This is a genomic window from Stappia taiwanensis (assembly GCF_014635285.1).
In the GTDB taxonomy this organism is placed as follows: Bacteria; Pseudomonadota; Alphaproteobacteria; order Rhizobiales; family Stappiaceae; genus Stappia; species Stappia taiwanensis.
This window is the reverse complement of sequence record NZ_BMCR01000002.1, coordinates 25,685-43,795: the sequence shown is the minus strand read 5'-3', so window position 1 is coordinate 43,795 and position 18,111 is coordinate 25,685. Positions and strand designations below refer to the sequence as shown.

The window sequence follows — 18,111 nt, the reverse complement described above, 5'->3', positions numbered from 1 at the left end:
CTACCCAACGCTTTACGACATTTTCTCGCTTTATCGTCGGACGCACCGGGTCTCCGGGCGTACGGCCAATCGGGCGCGCCGCCGATGCGGTGCCAGCCTCGCGGCAGGCTGGCCCCGGATCGTGTCCCGCGCGCAGCAACAGGACCTGATCGTTATGACGCTTGTCGACACCCGCACCCCCGATCCGAAGAAGTTCATCAAGGGCGCCACCGGCGACTGGGAAATCGTGATCGGTATGGAAGTCCATGCGCAGGTGACCTCGAACGCCAAGCTGTTCTCCGGCGCCTCGACGGCGTTCGGCAAGGATCCGAATGCCAACGTCAGCCTGGTGGATGCGGCGATGCCGGGAATGCTGCCGGTGATCAACGAGGAATGCGTGCGTCAGGCGATCCGCACCGGCCTCGGGCTCAAGGCGCAGATCAACCTGAAATCCGTGTTCGACCGCAAGAACTACTTCTATCCGGACCTGCCGCAGGGCTACCAGATTTCCCAGTTCAAGCAGCCGATCGTTGGCGAGGGGGAAATCCTGCTCGACATGCCGGGCGGCGAACAGGTCACCGTCGGGGTCGAGCGGCTGCATCTGGAGCAGGACGCGGGCAAGTCGCTGCACGACCAGCATCCGACCATGTCCTTCGTCGATCTCAACCGCTCGGGCGTGGCGCTGATGGAGATCGTCTCCAAGCCGGATATCCGCTCCGCCGACGAGGCCAAGGCCTATCTGACCAAGCTGCGCATCATCCTGCGCTATCTGGGCACCTGCGACGGCAACATGGATCAGGGCTCCATGCGCGCCGACGTCAACGTTTCGGTGCGCGCGCCGGGTGGAGCCTTCGGCACCCGCTGCGAGATCAAGAACGTCAACTCGATCCGCTTCGTCGGCCAGGCGATTGAATACGAGGCACGGCGGCAGATCGGCATTCTGGAGGATGGCGGCACCATCGATCAGGAGACCCGCCTGTTCGATCCGGTGAAGGGCGAGACCCGCTCCATGCGCTCCAAGGAAGAGGCGCATGACTATCGCTACTTCCCCGATCCGGACCTGCTGCCGCTGGAATTCGAGCAGGCCTATGTGGACGGTCTCGCCCACGACCTGCCGGAGCTTCCGGACGACAAGAAGGCGCGGTTCATCAACGACTATGGCCTGTCGGCCTATGACGCGGATATCCTCGTTGCCGAACGGGCCTCCGCCGATTTCTTCGAAGAGGTGGCCAAGGGGCGCGATGCCAAGCTCTCCGCCAACTGGGTGATCAACGAGTTCTTCGGCCGGCTCAACAAGGAAGGGCACGACCTTTCCGAAAGCCCGCTGACGGCGGCGCAGCTCGGCGGCCTGGTCGATCTGGTCAAGGACGGCACCATTTCCGGCAAGATCGCCAAGGAGCTGTTCGAGATCCTGTGGACCGAGGGCGGCGACCCGGCGGAGATCGTCGAGGCACGCGGGATGCGGCAGGTCACCGACCTGGGCGCCATCGAGGCGGAGGTCGACAAGATCATCGCCGCCAACCCGGAAAAGGCCGCGCAGGCGGTGGAAAAGCCGGGTCTGCTCGGCTGGTTCGTCGGCCAGGTGATGAAGGCCACCGGCGGCAAGGCCAACCCCAAGGCGGTCAACGACCTCTTGCGGGCGAAGATCGGCATCGAATAAGGCGCGGGAACACCCTGTCATCATCCCGTAACGGAACGGGCTTACCCGGCTCATCTTGAGACGAACGTTCTTGAGCCGGGAGATGATGGCATGACCTCTGAGCGCAACACCATGGGCAGGCGCGAACTACTCGGGCAGGCTGTGCATCGCAACAGCGCGCTTTCAGGCGAGGGCGCGCTGGAGCGGCTTTTCACCTGGGCGTTCAAGGGGCTGGTCTATCCGCAGATCTGGGAAGACCCGGAGATTGACATGGAAGCGCTCGCCATCGAGCGCGACCACCGGGTCGTCGCCATTGCCTCGGGCGGCTGCAACGTCCTCAGCTATCTGACCGCGGATCCGGAACAGATCACCGCCGTCGACCTCAACCAGGCGCATGTGGCGCTGACGCGGCTGAAGCTCACCGCCGCCCGCCGGCTACCTGGCTACGATGCCTTCTACCGCTTCTTCGGCAAGGCGGATGAAAAGGCGAATGTCGAGGCCTATACCCGCTTTCTGCGCGATGGGCTCGATGCGGACAGCCGCGCCTATTGGGAACGGCGCGGGGTGACCGGCCGGCGCCGGATCTCGCTGTTCGCCCGCGATCTCTATCACCACGGCCTGCTTGGCTATTTCATCGGTGCCGGGCACAAGGTGGCGCGGCTTTACGGCATCGATCCGAAGGACATCCTGCGCGCCCGCTCGCTCGAGGAGCAGCGCAGCTTCTTCGACAGCGCGCTGGCACCTCTGTTCGACAAGCGGATGGTGCGCTGGGCCACTTCAAAGCGGGTGTCGCTCTACGGGCTCGGCATTCCGCCGGCACAGTATGAGGCGTTGGCCTCCAGCGGCGGCAGCATGGCCGGTGTGTTGCGCCAGCGGTTGGAAAAACTCGCCTGCGATTTCCCGCTTTCGGAGAACTACTTCGCCTGGCAGGCCTTTGGCCGCTCCTATGCCAACGATGAGGCCGGACCGCTGCCGCCCTATCTGCGGCGCGAGCATTTCGAGAAGATCCGCGCCCGCGCCGACCGGGTGACGGTGGTCAACCGCTCCTTCACCGATCATCTCGCCGACCAGCCGGCGGAGAGCGTCGACCGCTACGTTCTGCTCGACGCTCAGGACTGGATGTCGGACGAGACACTGAACGAACTTTGGGCGCAGATCACCCGCACCGCCCGTCCGGGCGCGCGGGTGGCGTTCCGCACTGCCGCCGCGCCGAGCCTGTTGCCGGGCCGGGTCGATCCGGGGCTCTTGGGGCAATGGCATTATGAGGCGGAGGCTTCGGAGGATTATGGCCGCCGCGACCGGTCGTCGATCTACGGCGGGTTCCATCTTTATGTCCGGGCGGCGTGATGAGCGCGCCCGTGCCTGTGCCTGAGGCCACTCCGGGGACGTCCGGCGAGCTGATGGACCGGATCTATCGCTGGCAGCGGCATATCTATGACGCGACCCGCAAATACTATCTGTTCGGCCGGGACCGGCTGATTGCCGATCTGGCGCCGCCTGCCGGCGGTACGGTGTTGGAACTGGGCTGCGGCACCGCCCGCAATCTCATTCTGGCGGCGCGGCGCTATCCGCAGGCACGGTTCTTCGGCGTCGATATCTCGGCGGAGATGCTGGCAAGCGCCCGGGCGGCGATCACCCGGGCCGGGCTGTCGGACCGGGTCTTTGTGGCCGAGGGCGATGCCTCCGACTTTGATCCCGCGTGGCTCTTCGGGGAAGCGCGGTTCAACCGGGTGTTTCTGTCCTACAGCCTGTCGATGATCCCGCCCTGGCGTGCGGTACTGGAGGCCGGTATTGGCGTTCTCGCCCCGGACGGGCAGATGCATGTGGTCGATTTCGGCCAGATGGAGCGATATCCAGCTTTCCTGCGTGCGCCGATGCGCGCCTGGCTGGCGGCCTTTCATGTCAGCCCGAGGGCCGATCTTGCCGAGGCGCTGGGCGAGGCTGCCGCGCGGGCGGGGCGGACGGCGGAGCTTGTCCCGCTTCATGGCGGCTATGCGGTGTATGGGCGCGTCAACGGGGGTATGCTGCCGGCCTGAGACTCACCCCGCGCCGGAGAGCATGCCTCGCATGGAAAAGAAAATCGCTGCGCCCGCTTTGAAGATCCGGCTGGCGACGGAGGCGGATCTTGCCGCCGTCGTTGCGCTGATGTCGGCCAATGCCGCAGGCGTGCGGGTCGGAGCGGAGACGGCTGACCTTGCGCCCTATCGCCGGGCCTTCCGGCGGATGATGGACGGGGCGCGCGCGACGCTCTATGTCGCCCGGCTCGACGACGATCCGGCGCGCCTTGCCGGGTCCTTCGAGTTTTCCCTTCTTTACGGATTGAGCTTTCAGGGGCGACCGCGGGCGCAGGTCGAGAGCGTGCATGTGAACCCTGAGGTCCGACGCATGGGGATCGGCGCGGCGATGATGCGCTTTGCCGAGGCGCGGGCGCGGGAGGAGGGGTGTGCGCTGGTGCAGCTCACCTCAAACAAGGCGCGGCAGGTCTCACACGATTTTTACCGCGCGCTGGGCTATGAGGCGACCCATGAGGGCTACAAGCTGATGCTGTGAACCCGTCCGGCCATTGTCTTCGCGCTGAAGTGTCTTACGTGCAGGGGCATACAAGCCGTGGGGCGTCTCTCGCGGCTTTTTCCTTGAAGACCGCTTCTCGTGGAGATGCATGCATGAGCGCTGCACAGACCAAGCCGATCGAGCTGTTCTACTGGCCAACCCCAAATGGCTGGAAGATCACCATCATGCTGGAGGAACTGGGCGTTCCCTACAAGGTCACCTATGTGGACATCGGTGCCGGTGACCAGTTCAAGCCCGATTTCCTGAAGATCTCGCCCAACAACCGGATGCCGGCGATCATCGATCCAGAGGGCCCGGATGGCGCGCCGATCTCGGTGTTCGAATCCGGGGCGATCCTGCAATATCTCGGCCGCAAGTTCGGCCGGTTCTATCCGGAGGATCCACGTGCCCGGGTCGAGGTGGAAGAATGGCTGATGTGGCAGATGGGCGGCTTTGGCCCGATGCTCGGCCAGAACCATCATTTCCGCGTCTATGCGCCGGAAAAGCTGCCCTATGCGATGGACCGCTACCTCAACGAGACGCACCGGCTCTATGGTGTTCTCAACAAGCGGCTGGAAGGGCGCGACTTCGTGGCGGGCGACTATTCCATCGCCGATATGGCGCTGGTGGGCTGGGCCACCGGCTGGGAGCGACAGGGAATGGACCTTGAAAAGGACTTTCCCAATGTGGCGCGCTGGCTGGAGCGGATGAAGGCACGCCCGGCCGTTCGGCGCGGTCTTGCCGTGGGCGAGGACAGGCGTAGGCAACTCGATCTGTCCAGCGACACCAAGGCCCAGGCGGTGCTGTTCGGTCAGCGCGCAAGCTGATCGCGCGGCCCCTGTCTGGGGCCTGATACGTCCCCCGCGCGGACCTCCCATCCGCGCGGGGCGCACCGTCACAGTGGCATCAGCGCACGCGCGACCAGGTCTCGCCCTTGCAGATCAACCCGCCGAGCACGCAGCCCTCAAGCTTCAGCTTGTTGTTGCCATCCATGGTCATGAAGCCGGTATAGGTCTTGCCATCCTCGGCATTGTAGACCTTGCCCTTCCACTGACCCGCCTTGCCGCTGGGCTTCATGCCGAGCACCGTGCGGCTGCCGACCAGCGGCCGGCTGCGCTTTGCCGGGTCTGGGTTCTTCACATCCTTGCGCGGCGATTTCAGCCACACCAGGGTGCCGCAGAGCGCCCCGCCGCAGCTTGCGATCTTGATGCGTGACGACCCGCTCGGGCGGGCCCATTCGCCGCGTGCATCCGCAGCCTGGGCGGGTAGGGTCAGCATGAGGGTGAGACCGGCGGCCAGGCCGGCAACGGTGATCTTCATGAAGCGTCTCCTCCTATCGGGCGTCAATGGACACCACATTCCCTTTACGCAAACGGAAGCTACACGCTTTGGTGGAAGTTGACCAGCCGTGCCCCTAGGGCACCTGGCGGGTGGTTTCGCGGTATTTCCGGTCGGACGTAGCGGGGGATTGGGAAGGGGGCGCGGCGCACAATTGGTGCGGCCTGCTCTTTGGCGGAGTGTGCCCCGTAAAGGCCTTACGCAAGAGGTGACGTAACGATATCGGCCATCCGGCCTATGGACAAGCGCGCCAGGTCTCCTACCATCAGGGGTCGTGCGACTGTTTTGTTTTCCTCTTTTGAGAGACGCAGATGGACCGAGAGAAAACGCATTCCCCCGCCCGATCCGAATTTCAGATGCGGGAGTGGCCGTTTTTCTGGGTTCTGCGCATCAACGCCCGCTATCTCCAGGTGATGGAATCGGTGTTGAAGCCGGTCGGTCTCGATGTGCCGCGCTGGCGCGTGCTGATGGTCCTTTACGACGGCGAGCACATGAGCGTTTCGGAAATCGCCGAAATCTGCGTGATCAAGCTCAACACCACCACCAAGATCATTCAGCGCATGGTGGCCGATGGATTGGTGGTGACCCGTCCGCGCGCCTCCGATGGGCGGGTGACTGAGGTGACCCTGACCCGGGCCGGCGTGGCGTTGCGTCATCGGGGCTGGGCGGAGGCCGAGAAAGTGCGCGAGCGGGTCTATAAGGGGCTCGACGAGGCGGAGCGCAAGGAGATGACCGAGATGCTCAAGGGGATGTTCGAACGGCTCGCGGACTGACGCCTGGTTCTGATCTCGGTATCCGGCTTTCGGGCGGGGGTGGCTCCCAAAGGCATGACGCGGGTGACGGGAAGGGGGAGAGGTCCCGGCATTGCATGGGTTGGTGGTTGCGCTTTACGGTGATGATCTATTTCCTTGAGTGCTGGTGAGCGCTGGTTATCTGGAGGGGCCGGCCGAAGGGCGCGCCGCGCGGCGCAATCCCCCATTCTGAGAACTGATGAGGACAAAACTGTTCGGGTTTTGTACGAGAGTTTCTGCAAATCTCTCTTTGTTCACTGCACGTTCCTGCAAGGAATTGCAGGGGAGAGCTCCACCGGAAATCATCCACAGGGGCAAGAAAGCCCTTGAACTGCGAGGCTTTGCCGCGTAAACGAAACCGGACGGAGAGGTGGCCGAGTGGTCGAAGGCGCTCCCCTGCTAAGGGAGTATACCGGAGACGGTATCGAGGGTTCGAATCCCTTCCTCTCCGCCACTTGCCTCCGCGAAAGCGTTCTCCCGATCCGGCTGCGGCCGGATTTTTCCGTTGTTTTTGGGGGGTATGCGGGTGGGGCTGAGCACCGGCCCTCGCGCGAGGAGGCTCGGAAGCAGTCTCTCGGGGGCGATATTCTCCGGACCTCATGACTGCGTGGATTTGGTGAATAGGTTGCAAGCCTCTGAAATAAAATCGCTTTCCGGAGTTCCCGGCTAAACACTTCGACGCCAGTGGCGTGCGCAAGAAGACACTCGGATCGAACATTCAACAGGCGCATCATGCCCTGCCGGGTTGAACCAATAAGCTGCACGAGCTGACATCCTCGCCTTTTCCTGTAGGTGACGAGACCTCACGTTCGCCGAGCTCGAGCGTCTCCGTTTCGGAGAACAACCATGTCGAAAGCTGGTCGGCCGCTGCCGCGACCTTTTCCGGTTTTCGAAGGGCACACTCCCAGATCGTCGCTACGCGCCAGCCCGCCGCAAGCAGCGCGTCCCGAACGGTACTGTCTCGCGCAACGTTCGCGTCGAACTTTGCCTGCCAGAACGCTACGCGCGTCGCGGGAGTGGTAGCGTAGCGACACCCCTCATGCCGATGCCAGAAACACCCGTGCACAAAGATGACCGCTCGGTGCTTCGGAAGGACGAGGTCAGGCCTGCCGTGGACGTTCTTTGAGTGAAGCCGGTAGCGGAACCCGCGAGCGTGCAGAGCCCGCCTAAGCGCCAGTTCAGGCTTCGTGTTCTTTCCCTTGATCCCTGCCATCATGCGAGATCGGGTCTGCTGATCCACAATATCTGTCACTTGCATCCTGGTTTTCGTCCCTGAACCTGGTATACACCGCCTGACTGAAGATCGTCAGGAGCGTGATTTGCCTTCCACTTTCGGCATCGTTGATCTGTTCGCCGGCCCAGGCGGACTTGGCGAGGGATTTGCGTCCTTCGTCGCGGACGGCCACTCACCGTTCCGGATCGGCATTTCAGTCGAGAAGGAGGCCTCGGCTCACCGGACACTGACGCTGCGTGCATTCCTGCGTGAGTATCGGTCGCGGCACGGCGCCTTGCCGGTGCAATTCATTAATTTCCATGCAGGACACGCTCCCGAACCGGACTGGTCAGAAGTTGACGCCGACGCGTGGCGACTCGCTATCGAGGAAGCGCGTGCCCTCGAACTCGGAACCGAGACAGCCGCGGACGCAATTGACGCCGCCATCGACAGCCTCAAGGCTAGTTTCGACGATACGATCCTGATCGGTGGGCCGCCCTGTCAGGCCTATTCCCTCGTCGGTCGTGCGCGTTCGAGGGGCAAGGTCGGCTACGTGCCTGAGCAGGATGAGCGGCACTACCTGTTTCGCGAGTACATTCGGGTGCTTGATGAACTTCGTCCTGCCGCGTTCGTCATGGAGAACGTCAAGGGCATGCTGTCCTCGACGGTCGAAAGCCGCCTCGTGTTCGAGATGCTGATGGAAGACCTCTCCTCGCTTGGGACGGGCCACGGCCATGAGTACGAGATACGCGCCATCCTTATCCAGGATGGCAGGGCCAGCTTGCGGGAGGCCATGCGACCATCGGATTTCATCGTCCGTGCGGAAGAGTTTGGCATTCCCCAGAAACGGCATCGAGTGATCATCATCGGGATCCGTTCCGACCTCGCAGATCGGGCTGCTCGAGCCGAAGTGGACGTGCCTCGTAACGTCAGGACCGTCGGCAGTACCATCCTGACTCTACCGGCATTGCGCAGTGGAATTAGCCGCGGCGGAGACGACGTTACGGTTTGGCGACAAGAGGTGGTCCAAGCAGCCGAGTTGCTTTCAGAGCTCACGAAGGAAAAAGACGACGTTCGACTCCATGAAGCGTTTGCCTCCTTGATTGAACGGCTGGAGGCGGAGATGCCCAGTCTCCGGGATTCGTCGGCTCTACCAGACCAGTATGGTCACTCAAACGACGAACTGCTGAACTGGATTGAACGGCTCGAGCTGCGTGCAGTTGCCCAGCACGAGACTCGAGGGCACATGAAGTCAGACCTTGGCCGCTATCTTTTCGCATCGGTGTTTGGCTCAGTGCACGGTTACAGCCCCAAGGCCGCAGACTTTCCCTCAGCCATCAGCCCTGACCACCGCAACTGGCACACCGGCGTCTTCAATGACCGGTTCCGCGTCCAGGTTGCGGGGCAGCCTTCGAGCACCGTGACCAGCCACATCTCCAAGGATGGCCACTACTTCATCCACCCCGACCCGGTCCAATGTCGCAGCCTGACTGTCAGGGAAGCCGCCCGTCTTCAGACGTTTCCGGATGACTACGTCTTCCTTGGCAATCGCACTCAGCAGTATGTACAAGTCGGGAATGCCGTGCCGCCGTTCCTCGCGCGCCATATCGCGGCATTGCTACATGAGGTTCTGGTGCCAGAAATAGGGGAAGAAAACGATCTCGACGGCGATGCTTCTACTTTGAAACCGGTTCCGGATGCCTCAGAGCTTGAACTCCTCGAGCAAAACGAGGCCAAGGGTTGAAGGATCAGGCAGCCTTTTTCGCCATGTGAGCCTGTGCTCGGGAGGCACAGGTATCCATGAGTGCGTCGGCCTCGTCGTCAGAGAGAGCCTCGAACAGGATCCCTCCGCCGTCTCGATTGAGAGCGATCATGAATTCCCTGAAGGCTCTCTCGCTGGACGTGATCCATGGCTCCCGTCGCATTGCGCGGACGACGGCTCTCGCAAGCGGCTTTCGAGCGGCGGTGTTCGTGCGTTCGACAAAGTTGCTCCGAATGTCCGCGGTCTTGAGTATTAGTCGCAGCGCACCCTCGGGATCATCCGGATCTGCAATGCTCGCGATGTGCATGTTCCACCAGAGACGGGATAATGCATTGTCGTCGCGGATCGCGGTAAGTCCGGGAGCGAACATGTGGATACGGACCTGGGCGTCGAGCTGCTCGCTTTTGTTCCCTGAGAGCCACCTTTCCCGCGAATAGCCAAGGCATTCGATGTGCGTCAGTCTGGCCCAGACACGCTCTTCCCGCGCGAGAGCAGGCGTCATCCCCTGAAGGGCCTGGAACAGGATCAGGGAGTTGTCGATGTCGGCAGCTGCAGTCCTCGCTGTGCCATCGAGCTTCGCCAGCAGGTCATGATCAACCTGTACAGTGCCGGTCTCAACTGCCCAGCCGTTATCATGCTCGAGATCAAGGAAGTCTCCTGCCTCATACCGGTCGCGGTTGGCGACAATGCTCTCCTTGAGCTCGGAAAGCTTCTTTTCCGAGAGATACTTGAGCGGCGATTCCGTCATCTGTCTGCCTCCGCCACCAACTGCTCCAATCCGCTTGCCGGGCTATCGAGGAGTTTCTGAGCGCTCTCGAGGATTGAAGTATCTGTTTTTGGATCAACGCCCCGGGCGTCGCAGCGAGCCGTGAAAGGAGCATGCCAGCGATATGGCTCGTATTGGTCCGCGCCACTTTGCAGCGCATCAAGGACTTCCATTACAGCCGGAAGGTAGACGGCGTTCATGACGACCGGCTTGCCGGCCTTCTGCTCGCGCAAGAGCATGATGGTCTCGTGTGTCTTCTCTCCGGCGAGAATCGTGATGCGGTCCCGCTCCAGCTCAACCTGCAACGTTCCTTCCGGAATGTCCGGCGATCGGTCGAGTTCGAAAATGCTCTCGATGGGAGCAAGCTTCGCCTGTCCGACCGAGATGATGTGCTCCTCTCCGATTGCGATGATGTCGCCGCGGCTCAGGTCCACCGGCGGTGAAAACTCCGGGTGAATGGTCCCCGGGTCCCAAGCAGACAATTCGTCGTTCAACCAGACGATCGGTCGCAAGGATACCCTGTTCAGCAGAACTCCGGCGGCGAAGTCGGTGCGGCCTGAGGGCCAGGCCAGTGTCCGCAGTTCAGTATGATACGTGTCCGCGCAGCGGACAAAGCAGCCCACCGATGCCCTTCCGGTCTCGACGAGTTGCCGGATCCCGTCTTCCGTCAGGGTGGTTTCGTGCTGAATGGATAGTGCTCCAGTTGCGATGTCTTCGCTCAGGGTGAAGACCATGTCGAATTCACCAGTGGTGAAATCCCCTGTGTCCTGCGCCAGGACCGGATGTGGATAGCGCGTTTCTTCTGAAAACCTCATGCCGGCGTTTCCTCGACTGCCGCGCGGCTTATGGCGATCAACTCGATCGGGCCATCGTATGGTTCATCGAACGAAACGGTGACCTTGCACCGTTCGCCTTTTTTCACGTCAACAGTAAGCACACCAGAGCCGGGAGTGCCCGCGTCCGCCGCCGTTACGTTGAGGCCCTCGGGCGCATTCACACCCGTGGCCTGAACCATCAACTCGATCGGTCCCGAGGCTTCCGGCGTGAAATGCAGTTCACGGGATGTGGCTGCTCCAGAGCCGTCTGAGCGGATGAGATTGCGTACCTCGCGCAGAACAACTGGCTCTCGGTCTCCTGCACTGCCGCGGCCGCCCGTGCCGCCACCGGTTCCGGAGCCGCTACCACCTCCTTTACCGCCAGAACCCGTCCCGGTCTGGCTTCGACCGCCTCGTTCGCCTCCAGCAGGGCTGGGTGCCTTTCGAGACTTTGATTTCCGTCGCTTGGACTCGTAGGTGTACCGTTCGGGATCATGTTCTGCATTCGGATCGTCGGGCTTGTCGGTCTTGCCGGTCTCCGAGAAGAAACGACCAAGTTCGTCGAGGACGACGGAGCCCTCGTGCTTGACGCCGGTTGTGGCCTTGATGATCTCCCGGAGCTCCTTGCCGAGTTGTTTCATCGCGGTCGAGGCATCAGCGCGTTTGGCAGCATCGGGGAGCCGTTCCGCCGAGAAGCCATCATGTGCCGGATTCTCAAGCTTCTTCAACAGCACGCCAGCCTCCAGATCGGCTGGTTCCACTACGACCACGAAGTCGCGGGAGCCCCGGAATTGCTGGAGAGGGTGTCCAAAGTGTCGAAGATTATCAGTGATCAGCATTCCGTTTCGTATGAAACCGACACGGCTGGGCATTCCCTCTTCGATCAGCACTCTGACACGTAACTGCCCAAGCTTCGGGATGGTCAGAACATGCTCTTCCGCGCTGTCCGAAACGAGGCAACGATAGAGCTGCCCTGCGAAGGTAAGATCGGCTTGGTGCCCTGTACGCTCCGCTGCATCGATGATGTCCTGCCTGGAGAAAAGGCTCTCGAGCGTGTTTCGGTTGATATTGATCCTGCCATCATCGACTTCAAAAACCATCTCTTCGCGATGAACAGCGCAGAAGAAATTCGAGACGAGCGAATAGGTCATCCGTTCCGCCCAGTCCTCAGCGGCCCGGAAACCCATGCAGAAGATTGAGGTTCCGGTCTCGGTGCGCTTCATCCATTCCGGCACCAAGGCAGGGTCGGTCACGGCCCGAAAGCCATCGGGGTCACCCCAATAGCCGGTTGCCCTGTGTTTGGTGCCGTCGGACGCAGTGTGAGAAACCAGCTTCACCTTTCCCTGAGCAGCAAAAGCTTCCGCGTCTCCGTCCTTGTACGTCGTCGCGTAAAAGACGGTCTGAAGATCCGATACGGCAAAGGACGCGTTCTTTCCGATCCCAAAAGAGCCGCCTGAGTCGGCGGTGTCCTTTGCTGTCACCCCCGAAGCCTTGACGAGTGAATGGAAGGGAGTGCCATCCTTGTCGGGCGGGCCAACAAGGCCAGTCGTATTGTGATCGGCTATCTCGAGCACCGGAATGAAACTTGCGCCGATTACTTTGGAAGCATTCGAAAAGAATTCCTTCTCGCGATCCTGTTCTGCCTCGGCGCTGCAAGCGGAGATCGTATCACTGAGCAGGTCGTGTGACGGAAAGCTTGAGGGATCGAGCTTCAAGACATTGAAGGACATTCGAACGGGCTCCGCGGGCAGGCCCGTCGCTGCGTCACGACTGTTCTGCCCTGCTTCCCGAGCGCAGCTGGCATAAGGCGCATCACGAAACGTCTCGATTCCGGCGTCGCCGAGGCCCTCCTTCTCGCCTGCTTCGTTGGTCAGGAATCTCAGAACAGGTTCAACCATCCTTCCACGCGCTCCTTCTATAGAATTCTCTGAAATGGCTGCGTTTACAGCTTGAAATCACCTGAACCGCTGCTTTCACCGTCGCCGAAGCGTGATCGAGCAAGCTCGAGCTCCCGCTGCAGAGCCCTGAAGATCTTCTTCACGTCTTCGTCGGAGTAGCTGTACGCAGACCGATTCGAGAGGTTGCCAATCAGCCGGATGTCCTTGAGGGCTCGGTTCACACGCCCCTCCGCCAACCTCACGAAGCTCTCTCTCTTGTCCTTCATGTCCTGTATATAGCAACAGAACGCTTATGTTGCAATATAGCGTCAACATACGTGAAATGTTGCGGCTATGTGCGAGCGGATCGGGACGACAGCGCCAGCCTCTGCGACGCCCGACGAGTTGTTCGGCCGATATCGAGCAAGAGGTTGGAGCCTTGTCGCGGCGGTACTGTCGCCGCTTCACTGCGCCTGCTTCAACGGCATCGACACCAAGATCCGGCCAAGGGTTCCGTTTTCAGCAAAGTCCGGATGGACCAAACACTCCACGCCGTTACCGGCGCGCAATGCTGAAATGTGCTTCTTGTCTGCTCCGCTCCAACGGAAACGGCTCAAGCACCTTCCTCAGCGTCAACTCCGGCCCCTGCTTCCCGTCCAGGATCGCCTCGATGATGTCAGGCGCGAGCAGCGTGAGCCGCAGGACGCGGGTCATGTAGGAGGGCGCGATGCCCTCTCGTTCGCCCAGTTCAGCGATGGTGGCGTATTCGCCCGACTCGAGCATCCGCTTCCATCGGAACGCACGGGCCAGCGCCTTGACCAGCGTGTTGTCAGTCCGCGGCGAGTGCGTGGCGCCTTCGGGCATCTGCATCTCCTTCTTTCCGCCGCGCTTCGCGATGCGGAACGGGACGTGAAGTGTCACGGTGTCGGGGATCGGTGCGCCGTGTGTCACGCTGCGGCCTCTATGCCACCGGCCAGCATCTCGCGGGCCAGACCGCCAAGGCCATCGACGCGCAAGCGCACGTTGAGCCCGTCGGTGCCGATGTCCACGCGCTCGATCAGCAGCGCCACGATGCGGGCTTGCTCTGCGGGGAACAGTTCGTCCCACAGCGGGTCAAGCTGCTGCAGGGCCGTACGGGCGTCGGCTTCGGTGAAGTCGTCGGCGTGGGCGCGCGCCGCCTTCCACGTCCCCGCCACGATCTCGGGCTGCCGGAAGACTGCGCGGAGCTGGTCGATGACGGCCGCCTCGATCTCGCCCGCGGGCACGCGGCCCACGGGGCAGGATCCGGCACCGTGTTTCAGTACCGTCTGGCTGACGTAGTAGCGGTAGAGCCTGTCGCCTTTGCGCGTATGGGTCGGCGAGAACGCGGCGCCGTCCGGTCCGAACAGCAGACCTTTCAGCAGCGCCGGCGTCTCGGCGCGGGTCCGGGCGGCGCGCTTTCGGGGGCTCTCCTGCAGGATGGCGTGGACGCGGTCCCACGTCTCGCGGTCTATGATCGCGTCATGCTCGCCGGGGTAGCTCTCGCCCTTGTGGACCGCCTCGCCGATATAGGCGCGGTTGTTCAGCATCCGGTAGAGGTATTTCTTGTCGATCCGGTTGCCGCGCGGCGTGCGGATCCCGCGCTTCGCCAGCTCCCGCGCCAGTTCCGTTCCCGAGCCGATCTCGAGGAACCGGGCAAAGATCCAGCGGACATGTTCGGCGCGCGCGTCGTCGATCACCAGCTTCCGGTTCTCGACCCGGTAGCCGTAAGGCGGCACGCCACCCATCCACATCCCCTTCTTGCGGCTGGCGGCGACCTTGTCGCGGATGCGCTCGGCCGTCACCTCCCGTTCGAACTGCGCGAAGGACAGCAGAATGTTCAGCGTCAGCCGCCCCATCGACGTGGTCGTGTTGAAGGACTGCGTGACGGAAACGAAAGTCACGTCATTGCGGTCGAACACCTCGACCAGCTTGGCGAAGTCGGCCAGCGATCGGCTGAGGCGGTCGATCTTGTAGACGACAACCACGTCGACCAGCCCGTCCTCGATGTCGACCATCAGGCGCTTCAGTCCCGGGCGTTCCAGCGTGCCGCCCGAGATGCCGCCGTCGTCATAGCGGTCGCGCACCAGCACCCAGCCTTCGGACCGCTGGCTGGCGATAAAGGATTCACACGCCTCCCGCTGGGCATGGAGCGAGTTGAACTCCTGCTCCAGCCCTTCCTCGGAGGATTTCCGGGTGTAGATGGCGCAGCGCTGTTTGCGTACGACCGGCTTCGTCACGTCCGCGCCCTCCGGTTCTTCAGCCCAAAGAAGACCCAGCCATTCCAGCGCGTGCCGGTGATCGCGCGTGCGATGGCGGACAGCGACTTGTAGGGCCGCCCCTGCCACTCGAAGCCGTCAGCGGTCACTGTGACGGCGTGCTCGACGCCCTGCCACTCGCGGATCAACCGCGTGCCGGCGATGGGCATGGTGTCGGCGCGGATGCGGCTCTTCGTCCGGTCGCCGCCGTCGAGGTCTTCGCCCAACCGCTCCAGCCGCCGGATCGTCTCCGGCTTCAGCCCACCATAGGCCAGCTCCTGGATGCGGTAGGCCAGCCGGCTCTCAAGGTAGCGCCGATTGAACGGTGGCGGCTCGCTGTCGAACAGGTCACGCCACTGCTGCTTCAACTCCGGCGTTGTCGCGGTCTTGAGTGCTGCCAGGCGCGCGGGAATGGGATCAGGTTTGTTCATGCGGTTCTCCGGTGAGTTGGAGTTGCATGACGGCATTGGTCGGCCGAAGAGTGTAGGCGAATTTCTCCAGTATCGACAGACGCTTCGTCGCGTTCGCGCAGCTTCAGACGGACCAGCCCGAGCGCCAGAAGACCGCACAGTTCGGCGCGGCGCTCGGCTGGGGTCATCATGTCGGGTGGCAAGGGATTGGGACGTTTCATGTCGGAGGCGGTCGTGAATTGCGTTGTCGTCACCGTTCAAAAGCCACCCGAAGCCCCGCGATGAGACATCGAACTCCGACGCGCGGACCCTATGGGAACAGTTGCGGAACATCGGGGCTTGCCCCTCGCGGCAATTTCACGATTATCGCCGGTTGAATCAGTCAATTGCAGGTGTTCGCAGAGGTGAGTCCATGGCGCGGAAAGCATCCCCGATCGGTCCCAACATTCACGCCCTGATCGAGGATGCGCGGATCGACCTTGCCAGAGCGGTGCTCGCCGCCAGGGAAGGAGAAAACGAGCCCGATTTCGCCCTGCCCGAGGGTGTCCCCGATTTCTCGGACGACGAGGCCATTGAAACCTTTCGACAGGAGCTTGTTCGCGTCCTCGCCGAATTCGATCAGGATGAATTGCGCCCGGCGGAGCAGCGGTCCCGCAGAATTCTTTCCCTGGCCGAAGGCAAGGGCATCGATTCGCTTTCGGCCATTGCGGACCAGCAGCTCACGGACGAGCAATCGGTCGAATTCGAGCGACAGCCGGATCCGCTTTGCAAGAGTATCTGGGCCTTCCTGAATGCCCGCCGAACATTCGAGGATGCCGAGAGTTTCCACTTCGCCCGGAAATTCAGGGATTACGGCAAGCTCTACGATGCTTTCGAGGTGGAACTCGAAAAGGCGATCGACCTGGATTCGGGCGCGGTGGACGAGAATGCGCTGGCAAGGAAGATCACCGAAGTCCTCCAGCTCAAGACCGCCTGCACCGTCAAGGCGATCGATCTGCCTGCGACCGCCGCACATCCGGCATCGATCATGCTGATCGTCCGGCACGGCGGGCCGCTGTCGAGCGTTCATGACCACCGCGACGATGGGCGCCGGGGCACGATCTATTATCGCCCGCCGAACGAAGCGACCCTCATCTACACGCCGGCGATCCGCCAGATCGAGGTCTGCGCGGACAGTCCGGTCGTGCGTCAGGGCGTGGCCGGCGCGTTTGCGGAACAGGCGCTCGGCCACGATGTCTCGCAGAAACCGCTGACCTGGAAGCGCTACAACCTGTCGCGCTTCCGCTCGTCCCTGCGGCTCGATCTGCCGCGGATCGACGGATACGAGATCACCGACGCCCGCGTGCTCGAGGCCGAGATCCGCCTCGGCAACTGGCGGCGCAAGCTGCTCCTGAAGGTCGCATCGGACGACGATATCGAGGAGGTGGCCGACTGCTACCTCAGGCCGAACAACATCTTCCGCCGCGCCGACGGTTTCAGCCGCATCGGCATCGCGGTCGCCTACAATCGCGTGGGCGACGACAGGGAGCGCACGCTCAACATCACCATCTCCGGCTCGAAAAGCTGCAACCTGCAGAGCAACAAGGATCCCGACGAGCGCACTCTCGGGTTCGCGCTGCTCGACGCATGGGGCATCCTGAGCGCCTTCAGGCAGATCGATCCGGGCGATCTGCGCGCGATGTTCCGGCAACTGGTGATACTCCACAACCGGACCGAGGACGAGGTCAGCGGCGAGCATCTGCGTGAACTGGGTCTCGATCCCGACCAGTTGATCCAGGGCGGGCTGCTCGATCGGCGCGGACGCCAGGACATCGTGCTGATCAACGAGGACGACACGGGCGGCGAGGCGGCGGTCAAGCCGTCCGGGATCGAGGGCATGTCGCGCACGGTCGACGCCTTCGGCAAGGACGGGGGCCTGCGGCCGACGGCCGATCTCGAGATGTTCGAGATCAACCGCGACTGGCTGCATGAAACCGTGGTCGGGATGCTGAAACCGCTTTTGATCAGGTCCACCGCCCATGTGATTGACCCGGATCTGTCGCTGCTGGGATCCACGCGGATCGACGGCGCCGAGGTTCCGATCTTTTTCGCCCGTCGGCTCTACGATCTGAAGACCGTCACGCGGCTGGATCAGCTCATGCGTGCCCGGAACAGCGCGGGCGTCGGCATCGTCCTGTCAGCCAGCGGCGAAGGGCCCGGCTATCTCGGTCCCAACGTGGTCCTGCCGATGCTGCGGAACCTGTCGTTGGAAGCGGAGGGCCCGGTGATCCCGCACGCCGCACTCGAGCTCGCCTACCGCACCAACCTGCCGCTGGCGCGCGGCGGCGCGACGCCGCAGGTCCTCCGCTCGGGGCCGCAATCGGCGACCGTGCACATCCCGGGCAAGGCGCCGCTTGCCCTGACGGGCGCCGACCAGATCACGATCTTCGACCGGCTCGTCGCCGCCTGGAAGTCCGGCAGCCCCGATGTGCAAGTGAAACAGCTGATGGACGGCCTCGGCTCGCGCAGCCCGCAGCAGGCGTTCCGCACAAAGACCTGGGAGAGCATTCTGAACGTCTACATCGCCAGGGGTGAAAAGCGCGGATACTGGCGCCTGGTCACCGGGGAAAGCTCCACGGAAGACGTCTTCGAGGCGCTGGTCGAAGAGCGCGTCTGACGACGGTCTAACATGCTGTGCGGGACGGTCGAACAATCC

17 protein-coding genes and 1 tRNA gene are annotated in these 18,111 nt (G+C 62.6%); 9 read left to right on the top strand and 9 right to left on the bottom strand.

The window, feature by feature from the left end:
• The first annotated feature begins 154 nt into the window (after positions 1–154).
• The 5 genes from gatB (at position 155) to IEV83_RS03925 (ending at position 4,995) form a co-directional block, all read left to right on the top strand.
• Positions 155–1,639, top strand: coding sequence for an Asp-tRNA(Asn)/Glu-tRNA(Gln) amidotransferase subunit GatB (gene gatB / locus IEV83_RS03945; RefSeq protein WP_181758887.1), 1,485 nt, complete (start codon positions 155–157; stop codon positions 1,637–1,639).
• 90 nt (positions 1,640–1,729) lie between these two features.
• Entirely contained in the window at positions 1,730–2,965 is a 1,236-nt protein-coding gene (locus IEV83_RS03940; RefSeq protein ID WP_181758888.1) for a BtaA family protein, read from the top strand.
• Entirely contained in the window at positions 2,965–3,654 is a 690-nt protein-coding gene (locus IEV83_RS03935) for a class I SAM-dependent methyltransferase (RefSeq protein WP_181758889.1), read from the top strand. The genes IEV83_RS03940 and IEV83_RS03935 overlap by 1 nt, the downstream gene beginning before the upstream one ends.
• A 31-nt stretch (positions 3,655–3,685) precedes the next feature.
• Complete coding sequence (locus IEV83_RS03930; protein WP_181758890.1) at positions 3,686–4,168, top strand: GNAT family N-acetyltransferase; 483 nt, start codon at positions 3,686–3,688, stop codon at positions 4,166–4,168.
• Positions 4,169–4,281: 113 nt separating this feature from the next.
• On the top strand, positions 4,282–4,995 hold the full coding sequence (locus tag IEV83_RS03925; RefSeq protein WP_181758891.1) for a glutathione S-transferase N-terminal domain-containing protein: 714 nt from the start codon (positions 4,282–4,284) through the stop codon (positions 4,993–4,995).
• Positions 4,996–5,074: 79 nt separating this feature from the next.
• On the opposite strand, the gene IEV83_RS03920 is transcribed toward IEV83_RS03925, so the two are convergent.
• Positions 5,075–5,488 (bottom strand): DUF2147 domain-containing protein, encoded by a 414-nt coding sequence (locus tag IEV83_RS03920; protein WP_181758892.1) that lies wholly within the window; start codon positions 5,486–5,488, stop codon positions 5,075–5,077.
• Positions 5,489–5,862: 374 nt separating this feature from the next.
• Between IEV83_RS03920 and IEV83_RS03915 the strand changes: the two genes are divergently transcribed.
• The gene (locus tag IEV83_RS03915; RefSeq protein ID WP_209002969.1) at positions 5,863–6,279 is read left to right on the top strand and encodes a MarR family winged helix-turn-helix transcriptional regulator; all 417 of its coding nucleotides are present in this window, start codon (positions 5,863–5,865) and stop codon (positions 6,277–6,279) included.
• 382 nt (positions 6,280–6,661) lie between these two features.
• A tRNA-Ser gene (locus tag IEV83_RS03910) sits at positions 6,662–6,751 on the top strand.
• Between the two features lie 276 nt (positions 6,752–7,027).
• Here IEV83_RS03910 and IEV83_RS03905 read toward each other — a convergent pair.
• On the bottom strand, positions 7,028–7,555 hold the full coding sequence (locus tag IEV83_RS03905; RefSeq protein ID WP_209003289.1) for a very short patch repair endonuclease: 528 nt from the start codon (positions 7,553–7,555) through the stop codon (positions 7,028–7,030).
• A 61-nt stretch (positions 7,556–7,616) separates the two neighbouring features.
• Here IEV83_RS03905 and IEV83_RS03900 point away from each other — a divergent pair, with 61 nt between their 5' ends.
• Positions 7,617–9,254, top strand: coding sequence for a DNA cytosine methyltransferase (locus IEV83_RS03900; protein ID WP_181758894.1), 1,638 nt, complete (start codon positions 7,617–7,619; stop codon positions 9,252–9,254).
• 4 nt (positions 9,255–9,258) lie between these two features.
• On the opposite strand, the gene IEV83_RS03895 is transcribed toward IEV83_RS03900, so the two are convergent.
• The 7 genes from IEV83_RS03895 to IEV83_RS03865 form a co-directional block, all read right to left on the bottom strand.
• A complete protein-coding gene (locus IEV83_RS03895) occupies positions 9,259–10,020 on the bottom strand; it encodes a DUF6339 family protein (protein ID WP_181758895.1) in 762 nt (253 codons plus the stop codon).
• Positions 10,017–10,853 (bottom strand): hypothetical protein, encoded by an 837-nt coding sequence (locus IEV83_RS03890; protein ID WP_181758896.1) that lies wholly within the window; start codon positions 10,851–10,853, stop codon positions 10,017–10,019. The genes IEV83_RS03895 and IEV83_RS03890 overlap by 4 nt, the downstream gene beginning before the upstream one ends.
• Positions 10,850–12,751: a hypothetical protein gene (locus IEV83_RS03885; RefSeq protein WP_181758897.1), complete on the bottom strand. Its 1,902-nt coding sequence runs from the start codon at positions 12,749–12,751 to the stop codon at positions 10,850–10,852. The genes IEV83_RS03890 and IEV83_RS03885 overlap by 4 nt, the downstream gene beginning before the upstream one ends.
• A 44-nt stretch (positions 12,752–12,795) precedes the next feature.
• On the bottom strand, positions 12,796–12,972 hold the full coding sequence (locus tag IEV83_RS03880; RefSeq protein WP_244628064.1) for a hypothetical protein: 177 nt from the start codon (positions 12,970–12,972) through the stop codon (positions 12,796–12,798).
• A gap of 313 nt (positions 12,973–13,285) precedes the next feature.
• Entirely contained in the window at positions 13,286–13,681 is a 396-nt protein-coding gene (locus IEV83_RS03875; RefSeq protein ID WP_181758899.1) for a hypothetical protein, read from the bottom strand.
• Positions 13,678–14,988: a recombinase family protein gene (locus tag IEV83_RS03870; protein ID WP_181758900.1), complete on the bottom strand. Its 1,311-nt coding sequence runs from the start codon at positions 14,986–14,988 to the stop codon at positions 13,678–13,680. The genes IEV83_RS03875 and IEV83_RS03870 overlap by 4 nt, the downstream gene beginning before the upstream one ends.
• Positions 14,985–15,437 carry a DUF2924 domain-containing protein gene (locus tag IEV83_RS03865; RefSeq protein WP_181758901.1) on the bottom strand — a complete coding sequence of 151 codons (453 nt, stop codon included), beginning with the start codon at positions 15,435–15,437 and terminating at the stop codon, positions 14,985–14,987. The genes IEV83_RS03870 and IEV83_RS03865 overlap by 4 nt, the downstream gene beginning before the upstream one ends.
• 391 nt (positions 15,438–15,828) lie before the next feature.
• Between IEV83_RS03865 and IEV83_RS03860 the strand changes: the two genes are divergently transcribed.
• Positions 15,829–18,072, top strand: a complete 2,244-nt coding sequence (locus IEV83_RS03860; RefSeq protein ID WP_181758902.1) for a hypothetical protein — start codon at positions 15,829–15,831, stop codon at positions 18,070–18,072.
• Positions 18,073–18,111 lie beyond the last annotated feature (39 nt).